Below are 19,463 nucleotides of genomic sequence, written 5' to 3'. Positions count from 1 at the left end.
ACCAACACAATCAATTTTATCGTGCAAACAGCGTAAGCTAAAAAATATAGGCACAATTAAACTAGCTTTAATTGTGTCGCGCGTGAACTTACGCTGCGCATCTATTTGTTAATCGTTTTTTTTAGTATATCTAATTTCTTGCAAAACCTTACCAGCGACTTCCACTTCTTTAATAGCATCATCTTCAGGCTTAAATCCAGACTTACTATAAAAATCAATAGCTCTCTTATTTCCAGTGAGAACCCAAAGTGTTATTGATTGAAAGCCTAAATCACTAAGCCTTGCCATGGCTTTAGTCCACAGCCCTCTGCCTGCGCCTGTGGACCAAAAACTAGGGAGCACATAAATGGCTAAGACTTCGCCTATTTCTGGGCCAGCATCACTATCTCGGCTCGACCCAAAGGCGACCCAGCCAATAATATTTGATTCGACTTCCATTACCCAGAGCTCAGGATAGCCAGACTCAATTGCTTGCCTCCATAGCCCTTCTCTGTTTTCAACAGACAATGAGTCAAGATAAGTGTCTGGTATGATTCCCTGATAAGCTGCCTGCCAGGTCTTTACATGAATCTGGGCCACTTCATTTGCATCTGATAATTGGGCTAATCTAATCATTATTGATAAACACCTTTAGTCACGGCTGAGCGCAGTATAAGTTGGTAGCTCTGCTTGGCCTAGTTATAGCAGGGGCTAGTATGCCCGTGATGAATGGCTAGTAAGTTCAGACTAATTGCCGCTAAGCTGTATTGTTAATTATTTGAGCAATACGTTATCGTACTATCGACTTGATGGGAAGTCACAAGTGGCTGATAGCTGATAGGGTTTACAACGATTAGGCGGAGAGGAGGGGATGAGGCGGTAGGCTGAAAGGCGCAAGATTATAGTGTTGGAATTTTGCCCTATAGCACGGCGATAAGCCGCTGCGTAAACTTTGGACTAATTTTTTCTTACTAGACTACGCTTTCCGTAACAATTGCTGTTTTTACGCAGTAATACTCAGCAATATGAGCTCCGCAGATGAAAATAGTCTAGCGAACGAAGAGCGCGCGCGTTACGTCTCGCTTTGCCTAAGCTTGTTAGGGCTAGACGCCAATACTCCAGTTACTTCCGACAAGCAGGTTATTGCATGGCGCGGTTTATCGATGTGTGCTGGCCAATCATGAAATCCTCTCAGCCATATAGCCTGCATACCGGCCTTTCTGGCGCCATCAATATCGTTTACAGGGTGGTCGCCAATATACCAGCACTGATCTGGTGATAATCCGAATGCATTTGCTGATTGTGTAAATATCGCACTGTTAGGTTTTTTTATGCCGGCAGCCTCAGAACTCACTAGCTGCTTAATAGAATCGAAAGCCCCTAAGGTTTTGGCCGTTGCTAGCCTGGTTTTATCCGCGCCATTGGAGATAATGCCAATATGATAGCCTTGGGCCGATAGCTGCGCCAGGAGCTCGTTGGCTCTGCTCATCGGCTGCGCGCATAGGGGAAAGTTCTGTAGCCAATGCCCGAGAATATCTTCGACGGTAAGCTTTTTACTGCGGACAAACCTTTTGTGAAGCTCGTTTGATACCGCTTCCTTAATAGTGCTGTAGGGAGAGTTTTCACTGAGGTAACCCCCTCTATCCTGTGAGCATATAACCGCTGCGATATCTTCTGAGCTAACAGACTTCAAAGAATCTGCGTAGCTTGCTATAAAACATTTCGAATAGACTGAAATACTCTTGTTCCTGTGAACAAGTGTGTTATCGAGGTCAAAAAATATAGCCTTGTGCATAATGCTCCAAAAATACTAACGGCAATGTTAAAAGGCGGCCTTAGGCGCGATATACAGTCGATATAACGGCCGCGTTATTGTCAGCGGTTCATTGCAATCCATGCAAGTCTAAACAAGCTTTGTAAGCAATTGAAGTTAAGTTGGTTTAATCAACGCCTGTGATTAATGGCATCAGTAACAGCGACACTGTTTAGAAATCCCCTATCGACGATTGATATCTATGTCGATAAGGGGGTTGTGTAGATTCTGCTGCTAGGGCAAATAACAGTAGACGCTCTACTGTCTGCTCAATCAATTGCCCAGTAGGCGTAAATAGCCCACCTATTGCCCGTATTAACCGTAAAGTAATTAATCGAGCAGCAAGGTAGTGATAGATTAGTTACTTACTTGCAACCGCTGGCGGGTTGCAGATAAAGTTTTCCATCACGCCTTTTCTTGCCGGTAAAAACTGATCTTTTAGTGCAGTTGATAGAGCACCGTTCTCTCTTTCGCTAATCTGAACAAAGCCACCGGGCCCCATTAATGGCCACGTTAGACCAGGCGCAACATATTGAGCAAGCGCCGTCATATGGCAGCCTTGACAGGTCATGGCATTTGCCCGGTTTATGACCATTTCACGCGTGATACCGTGATTAACACCGCTCTGTTGGGTCCTTTCATTGATGAAGTCGTTGATCATTTGATCGCTAAGGAAGTTTTCGGAGACAGTAGCGACATTGATCGCATCCGTTTCATCAATTGGTGTTTCTGAATTCGACTGAAACTCATTGTATTTATCATCGTTGTCGAGAAAAATGCCATTGATAATATCACTGGGCGAAGTCTTGCCTTTTAATTCAGGTGCAAGAAGCTGAGGTAGCATGTTAGTGACAAAGTCTTGTTTAAAGCTATCACTGAGTGCATTGAATGCCTCTGTGTTTGTGCTGGTGCTATAGGCATATAATTCAGCAAGAGGGTTTGCCTTTACTGTCACGTGTGAAAATTCGACGGAATTGTCTTCTGTGCCTATCGCCGTTTTAAACTCACGTAATTGCCATCTGGCCTGATTCAGGTTCGGAGTCGGACCCTCAACTAATACAATGGAATTTACTCTGACTTGACCACGATCCGCACTATAATTCTGATAATTGACAACGGCCGGAAGTGTCACGCCATCTTGCACGGTGCCTGTCATGAAAAATTTATGGAGTTCTACGACTGCTTTTTCATCACTAAGGCCATCCAAAGATGCCCAGTAGTTGACGACAGGTGCGCAGCCCGCTAGACCTAATTCAGGTTGCGGGTTAGGATATTGCCCCTCGAAAATCATTAAAAATCTATTATTATTATTACTATTACTATTACCATTAATATCGCTCTCGGATCCAGCTATACGACCAAAAGCGATCCTGTACTCACCACAGTGTTTACCATCTCTATCGGCTAAATCTATTCGATTAAATAAACCCAAAGGCTTCATATCAGAGAACAATTGGCCGTCATTGGCTAAAGCTGCATCGTCAGGCCGTAGGTCTAGCTCCATAGCCACGCCTTGATTGCTGGCAGAATCCTTGGTGTATGACTGCAATAGACTATCGAGTAGGTTTGTTTTGCTGGTGGCCACCTCATCTGGTTGCAGGTGACTTGCTACGGGGGAAGTCGCTATAATTTGTTGTAAGACGGCATCGAAGCTAAATTTGCTTTCAAGTAAGGGTAGGTTGTTAAATACCAGTGCGCTGCCCTCTGGGTTGATTTTTTCTGCGTTAGCACAAGCTTCTGCTATTTCACCCCCTGCAAGCATATCCGATCTTTTATTGAATTTGACGACTTTTGTTTCTGTTGTTTTTGATTCTAGGAACCTATCCATAAGATTGGCTCCTTCCCCGCGACCACCTGCGTTTGTTAGAGGTGATGCCGCTAGCATCGCAAGTACTATTACAAGTTTTTTCACTGTTAGTTCCTATTATATTATTGTTTTCTTTTACATGACATGATGTCTGTGAACACTAAAATAATTTCAGTGTTGTACTTATCTTGTATCTAACGCTTTAATAAGAAGATAAAAGAAAAGGGTATGTCCAAGGTTTATTATTAGTATTTCCGAATTTTGTTGATGCGACGATTATGGCGGCAGCCAAAAATGAACGCATAAACAACTATCGCTTTTAGCTCTATTAACATACCATTAAAATATCGTCTTTTTAGTTAATGTTCCGTAACTCTTAGTGCATAGCGTCTAGAGAAGTTACGCATTTATACAGCGTATTGCTTTATATGTTAGGTATTTTTCGAGTGGGTTACACACGACTGTGTAATCAGTGAATACCGCCGCCGTTTAACAGGCATCAGTTGGTGTATGCACATGTTAAACGAAGCCATCGCATGACGGGCTAGCAGCGTGTCGTGCACTGTTTGGTTAGAGAAACCTAAGATCAACATAGCTTGCTAGTACGGCTAGCTCGCCCGTCGTGGCTCGTTACACTTAAATGCCACTTACCTGCCTGCAATCGCACCTTTGCTTGATTATCTGTGTAAGCGAAATTTATTATTTAACTATGGATGCCGTTGTAATTCTAAAGCATAAAAAAAGGCAAGCCATAACAGCTTACCTTATATAAGAATTTATCAGCTACTTAGATAGCAGTAATATTCTCAGCTTGTGGGCCTTTTTGGCCTTGAGTAACAACAAATTCAACAGTTTGGCCTTCAGTTAGTGTTTTAAAGCCAGAGCTTACGATTGCACTAAAGTGGGCGAATACATCTGGGCCTGACTTTTGTTCAATAAAGCCAAAGCCTTTGGATTCGTTAAACCATTTAACGGTGCCAGTAGTTGTATTAGACATAATAGATATCCTGTAAATAAAGTATAGAGTTGCCTTCATGAGGCATGAATAGCGGGAAAAAAACAAAAAATTTAAAAACTACAGGACGAAGAACTACTAAGAGACAACGAAACGGAGAGAGTAAAGAATAGGCTTGCTTTCGAGCTAGAGCGCAGAATATAGACAGCAGAGGGGCAAGTCAATCTATTTCTCGCATTTACTTCCGCATATAGCGCTGCGTTATGTTGTGGTCAGCGGCACCGCCAGGCCTAAGCTATAGTGTCGTGAACTCTAAAGCTGATTCAAACGAAAAATTCCATGCGGTGAGAGTCACTCTTAAAACATTGTTATATGCGTAATTACTATGGGGGTCTTAGTTATTTCTGCTATACGGCTGTTGATTTACACAGAGCATGATTTTTATGTTTTTCGTTCTCAAGCTCGAAATATGTTACACCTACTTCTTTGAAGTCGTGTTTTCCGTAGAATCTTAGTGCCCGTGTATTTTCGTGGAAAACAGTTAGCCACACTTGCTCGTGCCCTATAGAGTGACAAAATGATAAAGCATGTTTTAGTAGTGCTGATCCTACACCGTTCGCAGTGAAGTTCTCTTGAATATACAGCTTATCCAGTTCTGGGGTTTTGTTTCCTGTGATAGGGCATAAAGCCTGGATGACTACCAACGACATCACCAGCGAAGACACCGCGCTCTTTGGTTAGATAACCTAGGGGCAAGATCAAAGTGATATTATAAAGGCTTGTTAAACCATTCCCGTAAAAAATCAATAAAGGCTCTTAACTGCGGGGAGACAAAATTTCTATCAGGATACAATGCATAAAAACTTAGCGTCGGCCGGGGTAAATCAGCCAGTATTTCAATAAATTCGCCTTTATCCAGTTCTTTCGCACAGACAAAATCGGGCAAAAACGCGACGCCTTGACCATTGTTGATCGCAGTTTTCATAAAAAGAGTGCTATTCACCTTAAGATTTCCAGCTATTCTTACGCCATCGCCAATGGGCCACGAGTTCTTATTACGAAAATAGGAGTATTCGAAACAATTGTGTTGCTTTAGGTCATCTGCACATTCTATGGCAGGGTGGTCATCAAAATAGTTTTTACCTACACATACTACATAGGGAAAGTTTGCTAGAGGTACGCCTACATAGGGTGAATCAAACTCTCTGCTTGCCATACGCAGGGCTAAATCAAATCCCATCTGCATTAGATCTAGGCTATCATCGCTTAGATAGATTTCTAATTCTACGTTGGGATATCGTTCCATAAAATTGGCGACAATCACGTCAAAAGTGGTAAGCCCCATTGCCATGGGGGCATTAATCTTAAGTTTTCCACTAGGAGAACAGTGGCTACGCGACACATAGTTTTCAGCCTCCTCCAGTTTGGCTAGGGCCTCGTGGCAATACCTTAAATAGCCTTCACCCAGGGGGGTTAAGCTTAAAGTGCGGGTGGAACGATACAATAATTTAGCGTCTAGGCTTTCTTCTAAACGACTAATTTCTTTGCTGACAATGGATTTTGCAAGCGCGAATTCTTCCGCTGCTTTGGTGAAGCTACCTAATTCTGACACTCGAACGAAAAGCTGTATGGCCCTAAGCTTGTTCATGATTGTTTCCCTACGACGAACACAGTTTGAAATTATAAAGGATATAAGCTTGAGCGGCCATAACCTACACTCGCAAACGTGCTAGGAAATTTGCCAAGCTAATCACAGTGTCGATGTCAATCGGTAAGCTTGTACAAGTAATTCAATGAAGAGGAAGACAATATGTACACTTTGTACTACATGGAAGGATCATGTTCGTTAGCCACACTTAGCGTGTTAAATGAAATTGGTGTAGAAGACGTTCGCATCATTGATAAAGAAAAAGTTGCTGAATACAAGTCCATTAATCCAGTGGGCGCTGTTCCGGCATTAGATGACGGAAGTACTGTGTGGCGTGAAGGCGCAGCACTAATAATCTACTTGTTGGATAAACATGAAAGCAATATGCTGCCGGAAAATGGCGATGCGAGACAATCTGCCATAGAGAATATCATGTTTGCAAACGCGACGATGCATCCAGCCTATGGAAGACTATTTTTTTTGAATCAAGCGGTGGAAGATGATCAGGTTAAGTTGGATTCGATGGCTAAAGCCACAAACATGATTAACGATCTATGGAAAGCTGTGGAAAAGGAATTGCAAAATAAAGTATACCTGGGTGGAAGCGAGCCATCTGCGGCTGACTTCATGTTGGCTGTATATTCCCGTTGGGGAGAGATGTTCCCTGTTGATATAGTTATTCCGCCAAAGGCTAAAGAAATGATTGCAAGTATTATTTCAAGACCTTCATTCATAAAAGCGCTGGATATGGAAAAAACTGAATTGTAATTATAACTGCTTTAATTGCCATTGATCAGGGGGCTGGTTACGAAGAACCTGCAAAGTTCCACTTGGATGTCTTTAACGAAAATGGTGAGCTGTTAATCTACTGCGATCTGTTTGAATAAGGCCGTGAAAAACGTTAATCAATGCGTCTTGTTGGCTCTGAGGAAAGCTATATGGCATGTGGGTTTAGCTAGTCAATACTGCGAATGGCGGCTTATGTAAAATTACTTCGGTGAGTTTTTTCTTAGGCTGTCGTAAATATAGGGTGAGGTTAATGGGCATATTAAATGACTTTTCAGTCTCTTCAATCAACGCTGGTTTTACCACCGTTTTAGTGGGGTTTGCCAGTTCAGTGGTCATTGTTTTCCAAGCTGCCACAGCACTTGGAGCAAGCGAAGCTCAGATAAGCTCTTGGATTCTCGCCCTTGGCTTGGGTATGGGAATTCCCGGAGTATTATTATCTATTTACTATCGTATGCCTATTACGGTGGCCTGGTCTACGTCGGGTGCCGCTGTGATATTGACGAGTGCGGCAGGTGCAACACTAGAGCAGGCGGTTGGGGCTTTTATTGTCTGTGCATTGCTAACAATACTATTTGGCTATACGGGATGGTTTGAAAGGCTAATTAAGCGGATTCCCAACTCCATTGCCTCAGCAATGCTGGCAGGGATCTTGTTGCGATTCGGCCTTGATGTATTCAATTCAATCAATACAAGCACTTTGTTGGTCGTTGCAATGTTACTGGCGTATCTCGTATCAAAGCGCATCATGCCAAGGTACGCAGTACTGATGCCGCTGTTAGTCGGAATACTCATTACTATTGTTGAAGGCCGTACGGATATAGGAACAGTAGATTTGCAGCTATCAGCACCAGTATTTGTCCCCCCAGAATTTTCACTGAGTACTATTCTAAGTCTAGGTATTCCTTTATTTTTCGTCACAATGGCATCGCAGAATGTACCGGGGTATACGGTAGCAAAAAATGCGGGCTTTGACTTGCCGCTGTCACCCGTTGTTGGGTTTATTGGTGTCTGCACTTTATTGCTAGCGCCATTTGGTGCTTTTGCATTGAATCTTGCAACCTTAACGGCAGCAATTTGTTTGGGTGAAGAGGCTCACAAAGAAAAGCAGAAACGCTATACTGCTGGTATTGCTGCTGGGTTGTTTTACATATTGGTGGGATTCTTTGGGGCAACAGTAGGCGCCCTTCTGAAGGTGCTGCCCAGCGAGCTTGTCTTTGGTATAGCGGGTATTGCTCTGTTTAGCAGCACTGCAAATGCGTTATCCATGTCCATGCAGCACGCTCCCGATCGTGATGTTGCCATCATTACGTTTCTTGCTACAGCATCGGGTCTTACTTTGTTTAATTTGGGTGCGGCCTTTTGGGGGCTGATTGTCGGTGTGTCAGCCTTTCTTATTCTGCGAGTGGACGTGAAGTCAGCACTCGGCAATAGAAGAAAAAATGAATGTGCTGTTAAAGTGGTGCAGGATAACGTCTAGTTACATTAAATAGGTTTCAAAACTATCTCTTAGTGACTTGCCTCCGGTATCGTTGTGTCGATCAATAAATTGTATTTAACTATGACTGTCTTTGTAGTTTATTCAATCTACGTAAAAATATATTGTTTTTATCCTTTAAATCAAGCTGCAGTTCTAATATGCCTTTCGATATATTTAACTGTTCAAAGCCAATAGAACTATACAATTCTTTAGCTTTGTTGTTGTCAAATACACAACACTTAATAAAAGAAGCTTGCAGTGAATGCGCTTGTTTAATAATGTGTTTAAATGCTCTATAACCTAATGTACCGCCTTGCTCTGTCTCGGCTATCTGTAGTGAATGGATAAATAGACAATTTTCCATCGCTTCAATTGAAAAGCCACCAACAATAACTTCGTCAATTTTAAGTAGCCAATTATCTTTTTTCCTGTAATGGTTTTTTATATTTTCGGTGTTCCAAGCTAAGCCAAGCTCGGATTGTAATTGGTACATATTTTGATAGATCAGCTCGTATAGCGATTCAAAACCTAAATCGTCAGCCTTTGTTATTGTAAACACGTAAATCCTCTAATTGCGACGCCTTATGACTAGCAACATATAACACCGCCATAATCGACTGAGTGTAGCTGTAAAGTATGCCAAAATTAACTGCCGTCATGCTCTGTTGTTGACTATTCATGCGATACTCTACAGTACCAATCGCTGGATGAAAAGTTACAACTGGCTGATGGGGCATGGCGTGGCTTGAGACGGAATTGACCTCGTAAACCTACGGTGATACGTTATTGATAAAAATAAAAGTAACAAATAATAAGGATTTTATAATATGGATATTAATTTAGAGTCAGCTCTAGCACTGTATGATGAATCTGCGTTTAATCAGCATATCAGTGAGCTTACGCAGCTATTTGAATCAAGCGAGCGCCCAGACATCGCATTATCCGTATATTGCAAAAATTATTACTACTTTTCACTGCAACAAATTCATGCATTTAGCCAAATTCTAACGCTAATCCAACCTCATGATCGGCGTGCTCTAGCCCCCATGGCTGAAGCAATCGCTGATGAGTGGGGTAATGGCAATCCTGATAAAACCCATTCAGCGCTTTTTGAAAAGTTTTTTAAAGCAGCGGGGTTGTCAATTCCAGCAGTGCAGCTAGAAGGGGAGATGATTCCGGCTATTAAAGATTATTTAAGCGTAATGTATGAGAATTTTAATGCGTTAACTTCGAATGAAGCAAAGTCACTAGCCACTTGGCTATTCCTGGAGAAATCAGCGGTAGATGTCTATCAGCCGCTGTTAGATTCTTTCAGGAAAATGAAGGTGTTCACGGAAGATGACCTGGAGTTCTTTACTTTGCATGCCGTGCTTGAGCCTGAGCATTATCAAGAGGTGTTAAATATTCTAGAGTATAAGGATTTTTCTGATGTTGAAAAGCAACAGTTTTATGCTGAATACGAAAGAATGGGCCGCCACTGGGTCAACTTTTGGGAGCAAGTGGTTAATTGTACTCGCAATGAAATTGAGTTGGCTTCTGTTGCCGCCGAGTAGTTGAGATATAAGATGATAAAAACTAATGAAAAGCATGCCTTTTCAGCAAATTACAGCCAGTCTAACGATGTGCAGTTTCAAGCAGCAGAACACTATTTACAATCGATGCTTGGCAATGATTTTAAATATTTAACTTGGTTAGATGTCGGCTGTGGTGATGGCAAGTTGATGAATGCTTATTCTATCGATAAGCCATCTATTTTGCGTACTGGGATAGACTTATCAGCACGCTTAATAGAAGAAGCAAAGAACAATGCACCTGGTACTGCTGATTTTAAAGTGCTCGATGCACGAGAGCTCGCTCGCATCAACAAGAGCTACCAGTTGGTTACTTCATTTTTTTGTCTGCAGTGGCTAAGTAACTGCGAAATAAAGCAAGTGTTTAGCGCCATGATAGAGAGGCTCTCTCCAGGGGGGCATCTGGTCATTATTTTACCTATTGACCAAACAACCCTATCACAGGCTAGACAAAATAGTTTGAAGCGCTATACACAAAACTATACCATCCCGCTGGGCGTTCAAAATACAGCTGCATTTGAGCTGATATTTCAATCAGCTTGTCAGGAACATAATATGCAGGTTGTATCGGATGGCTTAACGCATTTTAAGTTACCCGGTGGCACAGATTTGTTCAAGCAATATATATCAGGCTGGATGTCAGAGCTCAGAGAGTGCGACCTTACTGTGCAGAGCCAACAGGAATACTTGTCTGATATCGTCAATTGTATGCCGAAAAATGAGCAGGGTGAGGTAGACTTTTCAACTCATGCCTATTGCTTACATGCATCTAAGGCATCATCCTCATGACTAAGTTTGATACGTTAATAGCGGTTATGATTACCGCTACTTGGGGCTTTAATTTCTCTTTGTTAAAAGTTTCTACTGTTTTACACGACCCTTGGCTAGTTGCTTTTATGCGCTTCTTTTTATGCGCGGTTCCATTTTGCTTTTTTGTGCCAAAGCCTAACTTACCTTGGCATAAACTCGCCCTTTATGGGTCTTTATTTGGAGGGGCATTTTGGGGGATGGTCAATTTAGGTATTGTGCTGGGTGTGTCAGCGGGAATGGCCTCTTTGCTCGTTCAATTTACGGCGTTTAGTTCTGTTGTATTAGGTGTAATATACTTTAAAGAGTCTTTTGGTTTATCAAAAAAAATAGGCTGCTCGGTTGCCTTAATGAGCGTATTGAGCATGCTGCTGATAGCCGATGGAAGTGTCAGCATATTTGGCGTATGTGCAATATTATTTGCAGCAGTGGCATGCAGTCTATCTAATGTTGTATTGAAGGAGCTAAAGACCGATAACTTATTGAGCTTATTAGTGTATGGCTGTGGTTTTGCTTCAATGGCCCTGCTAGTGATTTGTGTGTTTACGGGGGCTTTAGACAATATTTCTAGTTCTCTGTTATCGCAAAGTGACTTGTTTTATTTCGCTATCTTATTTCAAGCTTATATAGGCACGCTATTAACTTACTGGCTATGGAATGGATTAATCTGCAAGTATGAATTAACACAAGTAGTCCCTATGTGTTTGCTTGTGCCTGTCTTTGGCATGGCTGCTTCGTCGGTATTTTTTGACGAGACGATTGGTGTATTCAAGTTAGCTGCCTGCGCTTTGCTGATTGTGGGGTTAGTTATCATTTTCTTTGGCACCAACATATATTTGTGGCTCGCAAACTCTAAGCAATCTCGAAATAACGCCAATAGTTAATGCCTAAGAGCTTTGTGTTAATGCATCTTATGTCATTGCAAAAAGGATTTCTCTGGCTTAAATAAGTTATAGCGAGATATAAATGGAATGCCTCTTGGTAACAGCTAACCCAGCTTGAAGTGACGTATTAGAATGCATAGAGTGGGTATAGCGCAGAGCTTGAATGACTACCAGCGATATCACTAGCGAAGATGACGACAGGGCGCTATAGCGTCTCGTGCGCTCTTTTCTTAGACACACCCAGGCGCAATAGCATACTACTACGGCTAACCATCCCACTCAGGCTTGCCACACATAAATGCCGCTAATCTGACTGCAATTGCATCTTTCATTGTACTGTTTCTTCTTCATCGTTCTTCCAACCACCTAGTTGGCCTTCAAAATCATCGCAATTACTTAGCTCACTCCAAGTGAGCTGTCTTTGGTGAAACTGCTCTTCTTTGTCAGGTTTTATCGTGCATTTGATAAGCTTTGTAATTGCCAATGCAGAAGCTCCTAGTTTTAATATTCTAATTTACTATGGCTGTCTGTGTAATTGTTTGTAGAAGTAAGTCTAGTCGCTTGGTCTTAGTACAGCACTGATGGTCGTGGAGTAATTCCATACTGGCTGACGCTAAGCTATATTATGAGTTATTTGATTATGCAGCTGTTGATTTACACAGAACATGATTTTTATGTTTTTCGTTATCGAGCTCGAAATATGTTACACCTACTTCTTGGAAGCCGTGTTTTTCGTAGAATTTTAGTGCCCGTGTATTTTCGTGAAATACAGTGAGCCATACTTGCTCGTGCCCAATAGAGTTACAAAATGATAAAGCTTGTTGCAGTAGTACAGAGCCGACACCGTTCGCAGTGAAGTTCTCTTGAATATACAGCTTATCCAGTTCTGGGATTGTGTTTGCTGTGATAGGGCATTTAGCAGAAAGTTTCAAAGAGACATATCCGATCAAATGACCCTTTTCTATTGCTACAAAATAGACATCATTTTTAGATGTCAGCTTGCTTTGAATATTTTTCTCTGTGAATTCATTCAGTACATACTGCGAAATGGACTTTCTTATTCCTTTTTTTGCATATGTATCGAGCCAAACCTGTATTGAAAGTGCTGCAATATCAGAGCTATCTTTGATTTCTGCAATTCGTATCATTTCTTTCCATGAGGTTATTTAAGTATTGACTTTAGCTCAATGTAGAGCTCTTCAATCTAACATACGTATTTGTCGATAGTTTCGAGTACAGCAGGAAACCATCGACGATAGGAGCTTGTTATGTGTTTTATTTACGGTCTGCTGGATGGTTAACACCATCGTAGGTTGGGATGCCCTGTATTGTTAGTGGGTTAATATCTTCAAGGCAAGCTACGTTAAAGCCGTATTGCTCGGGATTAGAGCGGCGTTGATGGTGAGTATATATACCGCAGTTACTGCAAAAAAAATGTTTTGCTTCTTTCGTATTAAATTGATAAAGCTTTAAAGCCTCTTCACCTTTAACAATACTGATGCCTGATAGAGGTACAGAAGCAGCTATTGCTCCTCTTCTACGGCACATTGAGCAGTCACATCGACGAATATCAATTAAACCATCAGGTAAGTCCAGTTCAATTTCAACAGTTCCGCAATGGCAAGTAGCTTTATGCTTTAAGCCTATCTTTACACCTTCGACTTCTTTTAAATTGATCGTCATATCTGACTCCTTAGAATTACATAGCGCTGTCAACAGCGGTTGAGCGTAGTGAAGTCCAGCAAGTTTTGCTGGCGATGCAGCTTGACCTTGTTATAGCTGGGCTTGGTACACCGGTGTTGATTATGAAGTAAGTCCACGATAACAGCCGCTAAGCCGTGTTGTTAATTATTTGAGTGATACAGTACCGTATTAATGGCTGGGTGGAAAGTTACAAGTGAATGATAGCTGTTAGGATTTACGACGATTATGGTGGGGAGTAGGTGGTGTGGATAGATGGCTGGTATAAGCAAGATTAGAGCTTGTCCAGCACGTACCTTCACCACCTCTAAACGCAACAATATTGAATATATTCGACATAATAACTATGGGTGTCTTGGTTATTTTGTAGAGTTAGTGACTTAGCTATCTCGACCATTTTTTATGAAAGCCTGAGAAAGCCATTGGTTTGATCGAAGTCAATCAAATGTGTTAGAATTTTAAGTTAATTCCTAAGAGGCTGTTGGTCACCTCAAATACCATTCTTGTGGTACAGGTTATATCGTTGTTCTGAGTTAAAAGCAGCGAGAAATCTCTTTTTCTGGCCAAATAAATTATAATATAAGGCTTTAATTAATGAAGTATATTGTCTGGATTCTATTGATATTATCTGTGCCAGAATTAACTGCTTGCGGTGGCGGTGGCGGTGGCGGTGGCGGTGGCGGTGGCGGTGGCGGCTTACCGGAGAGGACTGAGGCGGTGAAAAGCAAAGAGCCATCTTGGGATAGCGCTCCTCTAACCGATAATGACATTGTGGTTATTGCTGTAGAAGAAAATCAGCAAGCAATCTATAAGATAAATACCTTAACTAATAATAAAATAGCAATCTCTGATGAGATGACTACAGGTGCAAAGGTCGCCACGCTAACGATCTCTCCTGACGGTAAAAAAATCAGCTATATTGCTGACCAGGAAACAGATAATCACTACGAATTATTCGTCTCCAATAGCGACGGGACTAAGAATGTAAAGGTATCAAGTGGTGATCCAGATAAAGAAGTAAGGCGAATGTATTGGTTGGGTGATGAACGATTATTATTCATCGAAAAACATGACTTTCTCGCTGGCAGCTCACTGTATATAGCTAACTATGATGGCAGCGATAGGGTCGTAGTTGCAGAAGACAAGTACAGCATTTCTTTTCTGTCTTTCATAGATGACACGGCTGTTATATATTCAGCCCGTGATAATAGTAATGATAAAGATAACCTCTATATTCTAAGGCTAGATGATGGTGGAAGCCCAGTTAGTGAAATGATTGATGTTAGCAGTTGGGGGGTCGAGCGAATTGACGACCTGCAATGGTCTTACGATAAAAGTATGGTGACTGTGCGTGACCACTATAACAAAAAGCTCCTTCTTATAAATTATGATAATGATAACTTCGGCGACATAAATGAAATATCAAGCATCAGTGGATCCGCTATGTGGTCGCCAGTGGATAACGCCATTATGTATGTGGTTGATTCTGCTTTTGCTGATGGACTTAAAATTAATATTTATAAAAATGGTAGCTCTATCGATATAGCTGATACTTATGCCAAGAATATTTCTATTTTATATGACTTTCGATGGTCTGATGACGGTTCATATATTGAGTATATTTATAGCACCGCTGATGATAACACAATACGTGCGACTCGAGTGATATTGGAGACGCAAGAAGTCATTGTGATTAATAGTCAATCAGATCATGATATGATGGATTATGAGCTGTCTCCCGATGGCTTAACAGCAGTATATTTTGATAAACAATTGCAGGTCATCGATATCGCTACTATGTCTACTCATAGCGTTGATATATTGAAGGGGCTTGATGGATACATTAAGGTGAAATACCTGAGCTGGACTAATGACGGAGCTAATGTAATAGCTAAAGCAAATATTTCACACAATGGTAAAGCTACTTACGCACTGATTCAGTATGACACAATCGATAATAAAGTTAGACTGCTGTCCGATGAATTTGAAGGTGGAGATTCTTTTGCATGTTTTGCACTTTACGGGAAAAAGGTAAAAGGCGGTTGCTATTTGGCATTTGATGAGCGGTAAACCCAGCCGATGGCTAGACGTCTATAATAATTATGACATATCGTCTTCACCCCATGATAAAGATGTCTTATTAAGACACTAGCCATTATTGTCATACATAAGTGTTTCCTCCTAGACTGAGATAAGTCATGGAGGACTACCGATGCCAATACCACGTAAACAGCTCGTCAGCCTAGCTGATACCCCCTACTATCATTGTGTCTCTCGCTGTGTGCGGCGTGCCTTTCTCTGTGGTAGTGATCCGTACAGCGGTGAGAGCTACGAACATCGCCGGCGCTGGGTAGAATCTCGCGCCCTAGAGCTTGCCCGGGTATTTGCTATCGATATCTGCGCCTACGCTGTTATGAGCAACCACGCCCACCTGGTGCTACGTGTAGATGAAGCTGAAGCCCAGCAATGGAGCCAACGAGACGTCGTCGAGCGATGGCATCAATTGTACAAGGGCAACCTGCTGACACAACGCTTTGCCAGAGGCCAAGCTATCGCACCTTACGAGCGGGATACGCTCGACAGTATCATCACGGAGTATCGTCGTCGCTTAGCCGACATTAGTTGGTTTATGCGTGCGTTAAACGAACCAATCGCACGGCAGGCCAATCAGGAGGATGGCTGCACCGGCCGTTTCTGGGAGGGGCGTTTCAAGTCTCAAGCGCTACTCGATGAAGGGGCTCTGCTCGCGTGCATGGCTTACGTGGATTTGAACCTGGTTAGGGCTAAGATGGCGAAGACGCCCGAAACGTCAGAGCACACCAGTATCAGGTTGCGTATCGCCGCCGCTCATAAAGGCGAACAGCCCAAAGAGTTACTCCCTTTTATTGGCAACGAGCGTCAACAGATGCCCAAGGGGTTGTGCTTCAACTTAAAAGACTACGTTTCGCTTGTCGATCAAACCGGGCGAGTGATACGCAAAAATAAACGCGGTTGCATCAGTAGCAACGCTGAAGACGTTCTAGCGCGGCTTAACATCCCGACAGAAAACTGGCTACAGCTAACAACCTCGTTCGAGCAACTCTTTACCGGTCCTGTAGGTGCCACCAAAAGCCTGGATAACTACTGCCGACACCACAAGCGAAGACGACGCCACGGCGCAACAGCGTGTCGTGCGCTCTTTGGTTAGATAAACAACAAAACAACATATACTGCTATTGGCTAACCCTCAAGCCGTGGCTCGCTGCGGCCAAATGCCGCTCACCTTCATGAAAACTGCACCTTTCCCTGTGCTATTGCTTCTAATCTAGCTGGGATTTACGGCCAAAAGGCGAACCCCCTGTGCTTGATTGTCGATCTAAGCGAGATTTAGTCTTCTTGCTTAACGATGGGCGTCTTAGTTATTGTTCGTTATTTAAGGACCTTAAAATAATCTGACTTCCAAAGGCCTTTAACAGACTCCTCTATTTCGGACTCAATAATTTTATCAATCGTTTCTTTGTTGAGTGCTATTAAGTCTTCGTAACTAGCATCGCCTGCTTTTACTTTAAAGTACGCCCAATACAGGCTATCTAATGATTGAAAGCACGAAGTGCTTATGAAATCCATAACTTCACTGTTCGGCTGGAACCACTCTCCATGCTCACGAAACCTTTCAAATCTGAGGTGTAGCCTATCTTCTAAGTAAGTGGGTTCAAAAGTGCCACCGAGAAAAATTAGCTTATCAGGAGAAAGAGCTTGAATTTGGTTTAAACGATTTTCAATGGAAACATTAGTCTTTCCGATTTTTATTAAGCCGGTTTTCTCTCCTTGAATAAGATAGATCAGACTACTTTTGAACTTAACATTAGTCATCCATTCAGTCTCGTAAAGAGCCTAACGCCACCAACAGCGGCTGAGCGTAGCGAAGTCCAGCCAGCTTTGCTGGCAATGCTGCTTGGCTTTGTTATAGCTGGGCTTGGTGTATTGTTGGTGGCAGTAAAGATATCCATACTAGCTGCCGCTAATCCGTATTGTTAATTATTTGAGAGATACAGTATCGTATTAATGGCCGAATGAAAAGTCGCAAGAGTCTGATTAATGAAAGGGTTTTCGGCGATTATGAAGAGTGGGTGGTGTGGATAGATGGCTGGTATAAGCAAGATTAGAGCTTATCCAGACACCTACCTTCACCGTCTCTAAACGTAAAAATATCGAATATATACGACAAAATAACGATGGGGGGCTTAGTTACTTTTCTAGTGCAAGGTTATAATTATGGATAAGCTAATCAAATATGATTGACAATATAATATCAAAGAAACTTAAGTCGTCCATCGCTCTATCTGATCTTTCTTCATAATGTCGCGAGAGATTTTCATGAATAATTGCTGCACCTTCATCCCCTTGACGTCTCTCCTTTTCTGCCTGTTGAGCGTGCTCGCCAGCTTTAAACTTATCACTGACTACATCACTAGTGCTTACACAGGCTTGTAGCAAAGAAAGGATAAATATAATAAAAATATATCTTCTCATCAGATTTTCTGGGTTCCTATTACATAACGCTGGCAACAGCGGCTGAGCGTAGAGATTCCACCGGCTTTGTTGGCGATGCTGCTTGGCCTTGTTATAGCTGGGCTTGGTACATTTTTTCCGATTGTGAAGTAAGTCCATGCTAACTGCTGCTATGCCGTATTGTTAATTATTTGAGGGATACAGTACCGTACTAACGGTTGGATGGAAAGTTACAAGTGGCTGATAGCTGGGGCGATTATGGTGGGGAGTGGGTAGTGTGGATAGATAGCTGGTATAAGCAAAATTAGAGCTTATCCAGGCGCCTACCTTCACCGCCTCTAAGCGCAACAGGATTGTATATATGCGACGAAATAACGATGGGTGTCTTAGTTGTTTCTAACGATGGGCGTCTTAGTTATTGAATCTAGCACTGATTTTACAGTCAAAGGGCGAAGCCTCTGTGCTTGAGTGCCTGTCAAAGCTAGATTTAGTTTCCTTATCTAGCTATGGGTGTCTTTGTAATTTCTCTTTGTTTGCTATGCCTATAAGAGTCAAGACTGTGTAATACTGACTTTCTCAAGTACTGTATTATACCCTGTGGCGCAGGTTTCACCCTGTACCCCCCATAGCTTAAGCTCCTTTTCACTTGCTTTTGCAGTTAGCGCAATTGAAAGCCAGCTTTTACATACCTCTGGCGGCACATCATTAAAGTCTTTAGTGATGTTGCAGATATTGATATAGTTATTTTCTACTGGACCATTCATTTGTAGCTCTAATATTCCTGTTTTCATAATACGGACAGATAATACATTGGCTGAGCAGTCCAATGCATTAACAGTAGTTGACACAACGCTTGAAGCTAATATTGCTGCAACATATCTTTTAATCATCATTTCTACCTTTATAGTAATTTATTATTCGTGGACTTTGGGAAAGCGAACTAAGGACTTATTACATAAGTTGGTTGTATGTTAATATCAAACAGCGGCTATGCGTCGCGATGGCCAGCTAGTTTTGCGAGGGCCCTACTTATAGCTTTGTTATAGCTAGCATATTGTACTTTTATGATAGCAAGAAAGTTAATGATCGCTGCCGCTACGATAACTTGTTATTTATATGGGCGAAAGTCTAACATACTGACAGTATGACCTAAAGCTACAATTTGATGGTGGTGTGCATTAGCGACGGTTAGTTATTTCTCATCTTGTCAGCCCAAAGACAGTGAGGATAATACTCGGGAGACAGAAAAGTTATGTATGCATAAGCTGTGTCGCCTGGATAGACCTTCTTTCTATCTATATAGACATGAAGTCCTGAAGTGCAACATTCGTCATTTACATGGTTAGCTGGACGATAACTATTAAAAGCCGGTGTCTTTCTCGAATCTTTAGTATCCATATAAAAGGAAACCTCATCAAGAATATCTGGTGGTGTCTTCTCAGTATCAAATCTTCCTGTATTTTATTCTGAAATTTCCAACTTATTCCCGAAATTTAATATTTGATGGGTTTATCAAGACGGTTAACGCCAAAAGCATGCGC

General features: G+C 42.0%; 21 protein-coding genes. 7 read left to right on the top strand and 14 right to left on the bottom strand.

Annotated elements, in window-relative coordinates; genetic code table 11:
- Window positions 1-108 precede the first annotated feature (108 nt).
- The 6 genes from EDC56_RS17560 to EDC56_RS17535 all read right to left on the bottom strand — a co-directional run bounded on the left by EDC56_RS17560 (window position 109) and on the right by EDC56_RS17535 (window position 6,202).
- Window positions 109-615, bottom strand: a complete 507-nt coding sequence (locus EDC56_RS17560; RefSeq protein WP_123713900.1) for a GNAT family N-acetyltransferase — start codon at window positions 613-615, stop codon at window positions 109-111.
- Window positions 616-1,051: 436 nt separating this feature from the next.
- The gene (locus tag EDC56_RS17555) at window positions 1,052-1,774 is read right to left on the bottom strand and encodes an HAD family hydrolase (RefSeq protein ID WP_123713899.1); all 723 of its coding nucleotides are present in this window, start codon (window positions 1,772-1,774) and stop codon (window positions 1,052-1,054) included.
- Window positions 1,775-2,153: 379 nt separating this feature from the next.
- Window positions 2,154-3,704 carry a hypothetical protein gene (locus tag EDC56_RS17550; protein WP_148059447.1) on the bottom strand — a complete coding sequence of 517 codons (1,551 nt, stop codon included), beginning with the start codon at window positions 3,702-3,704 and terminating at the stop codon, window positions 2,154-2,156.
- Window positions 3,705-4,386: 682 nt separating this feature from the next.
- Window positions 4,387-4,596, bottom strand: coding sequence for a cold-shock protein (locus EDC56_RS17545; protein ID WP_123713897.1), 210 nt, complete (start codon window positions 4,594-4,596; stop codon window positions 4,387-4,389).
- Window positions 4,597-4,961: 365 nt separating this feature from the next.
- Window positions 4,962-5,264 (bottom strand): GNAT family N-acetyltransferase, encoded by a 303-nt coding sequence (locus EDC56_RS20135; protein ID WP_123713896.1) that lies wholly within the window; start codon window positions 5,262-5,264, stop codon window positions 4,962-4,964.
- 59 nt (window positions 5,265-5,323) lie between these two features.
- The gene (locus EDC56_RS17535) at window positions 5,324-6,202 is read right to left on the bottom strand and encodes a LysR family transcriptional regulator (protein WP_123713895.1); all 879 of its coding nucleotides are present in this window, start codon (window positions 6,200-6,202) and stop codon (window positions 5,324-5,326) included.
- 162 nt (window positions 6,203-6,364) lie between these two features.
- On the opposite strand from EDC56_RS17535, the gene EDC56_RS17530 reads away from it, so the two are divergent.
- Both EDC56_RS17530 and EDC56_RS17525 read left to right on the top strand, forming a co-directional pair.
- Complete coding sequence (locus EDC56_RS17530; RefSeq protein WP_123713894.1) at window positions 6,365-6,970, top strand: glutathione S-transferase family protein; 606 nt, start codon at window positions 6,365-6,367, stop codon at window positions 6,968-6,970.
- Between the two features lie 271 nt (window positions 6,971-7,241).
- Complete coding sequence (locus EDC56_RS17525; protein WP_123713893.1) at window positions 7,242-8,468, top strand: benzoate/H(+) symporter BenE family transporter; 1,227 nt, start codon at window positions 7,242-7,244, stop codon at window positions 8,466-8,468.
- Between the two features lie 79 nt (window positions 8,469-8,547).
- Here the strand turns inward: EDC56_RS17525 and EDC56_RS17520 are convergent, their stop codons facing one another.
- The gene (locus EDC56_RS17520; protein ID WP_123713892.1) at window positions 8,548-9,027 is read right to left on the bottom strand and encodes a GNAT family N-acetyltransferase; all 480 of its coding nucleotides are present in this window, start codon (window positions 9,025-9,027) and stop codon (window positions 8,548-8,550) included.
- On the bottom strand, window positions 9,005-9,148 hold the full coding sequence (locus EDC56_RS19690) for a hypothetical protein (protein WP_162844234.1): 144 nt from the start codon (window positions 9,146-9,148) through the stop codon (window positions 9,005-9,007). The genes EDC56_RS17520 and EDC56_RS19690 overlap by 23 nt, the downstream gene beginning before the upstream one ends.
- Before the next feature lie 147 nt (window positions 9,149-9,295).
- On the opposite strand from EDC56_RS19690, the gene EDC56_RS17515 reads away from it, so the two are divergent.
- From EDC56_RS17515 to EDC56_RS17505, 3 genes are read left to right on the top strand one after another with little or no spacing between them, the layout of a single operon-like run.
- A complete protein-coding gene (locus EDC56_RS17515; protein WP_123713891.1) occupies window positions 9,296-10,021 on the top strand; it encodes an iron-containing redox enzyme family protein in 726 nt (241 codons plus the stop codon).
- A 12-nt stretch (window positions 10,022-10,033) separates the two neighbouring features.
- Window positions 10,034-10,828, top strand: coding sequence for a class I SAM-dependent methyltransferase (locus tag EDC56_RS17510; RefSeq protein WP_123713890.1), 795 nt, complete (start codon window positions 10,034-10,036; stop codon window positions 10,826-10,828).
- Window positions 10,825-11,730, top strand: coding sequence for an EamA family transporter (locus EDC56_RS17505; protein ID WP_123713889.1), 906 nt, complete (start codon window positions 10,825-10,827; stop codon window positions 11,728-11,730). The genes EDC56_RS17510 and EDC56_RS17505 overlap by 4 nt, the downstream gene beginning before the upstream one ends.
- Window positions 11,731-12,058: 328 nt before the next feature.
- Here the strand turns inward: EDC56_RS17505 and EDC56_RS17500 are convergent, their stop codons facing one another.
- The 3 genes from EDC56_RS17500 to EDC56_RS17490 form a co-directional block, all read right to left on the bottom strand.
- Complete coding sequence (locus EDC56_RS17500) at window positions 12,059-12,214, bottom strand: DUF4937 domain-containing protein (RefSeq protein WP_162844233.1); 156 nt, start codon at window positions 12,212-12,214, stop codon at window positions 12,059-12,061.
- A 154-nt stretch (window positions 12,215-12,368) separates the two neighbouring features.
- Entirely contained in the window at window positions 12,369-12,878 is a 510-nt protein-coding gene (locus tag EDC56_RS17495) for a GNAT family N-acetyltransferase (RefSeq protein WP_123713887.1), read from the bottom strand.
- A 127-nt stretch (window positions 12,879-13,005) separates the two neighbouring features.
- Entirely contained in the window at window positions 13,006-13,413 is a 408-nt protein-coding gene (locus EDC56_RS17490; RefSeq protein WP_123713886.1) for a GFA family protein, read from the bottom strand.
- A gap of 612 nt (window positions 13,414-14,025) precedes the next feature.
- Here EDC56_RS17490 and EDC56_RS19845 point away from each other — a divergent pair.
- Complete coding sequence (locus tag EDC56_RS19845; protein WP_211333745.1) at window positions 14,026-15,501, top strand: TolB family protein; 1,476 nt, start codon at window positions 14,026-14,028, stop codon at window positions 15,499-15,501.
- Between the two features lie 142 nt (window positions 15,502-15,643).
- Window positions 15,644-16,618 carry a transposase gene (locus EDC56_RS17480; RefSeq protein ID WP_123713885.1) on the top strand — a complete coding sequence of 325 codons (975 nt, stop codon included), beginning with the start codon at window positions 15,644-15,646 and terminating at the stop codon, window positions 16,616-16,618.
- A 221-nt stretch (window positions 16,619-16,839) separates the two neighbouring features.
- Here the strand turns inward: EDC56_RS17480 and EDC56_RS17475 are convergent, their stop codons facing one another.
- The 3 genes from EDC56_RS17475 to EDC56_RS17465 all read right to left on the bottom strand — a co-directional run bounded on the left by EDC56_RS17475 (window position 16,840) and on the right by EDC56_RS17465 (window position 18,815).
- Window positions 16,840-17,283, bottom strand: coding sequence for a GIY-YIG nuclease family protein (locus EDC56_RS17475; RefSeq protein WP_123713884.1), 444 nt, complete (start codon window positions 17,281-17,283; stop codon window positions 16,840-16,842).
- 411 nt (window positions 17,284-17,694) lie between these two features.
- On the bottom strand, window positions 17,695-18,081 hold the full coding sequence (locus tag EDC56_RS17470) for a hypothetical protein (RefSeq protein WP_123713883.1): 387 nt from the start codon (window positions 18,079-18,081) through the stop codon (window positions 17,695-17,697).
- 392 nt (window positions 18,082-18,473) lie between these two features.
- The gene (locus tag EDC56_RS17465) at window positions 18,474-18,815 is read right to left on the bottom strand and encodes a hypothetical protein (protein ID WP_123713882.1); all 342 of its coding nucleotides are present in this window, start codon (window positions 18,813-18,815) and stop codon (window positions 18,474-18,476) included.
- Window positions 18,816-19,463: the final 648 nt, after the last annotated feature.

The organism is Sinobacterium caligoides, from assembly GCF_003752585.1.
Taxonomy (GTDB): domain Bacteria; phylum Pseudomonadota; class Gammaproteobacteria; order Pseudomonadales; family Sinobacteriaceae; genus Sinobacterium; species Sinobacterium caligoides.
Note: the sequence above shows the minus strand (reverse complement) of the source record. Positions and strands in the feature narration are given on the sequence as shown.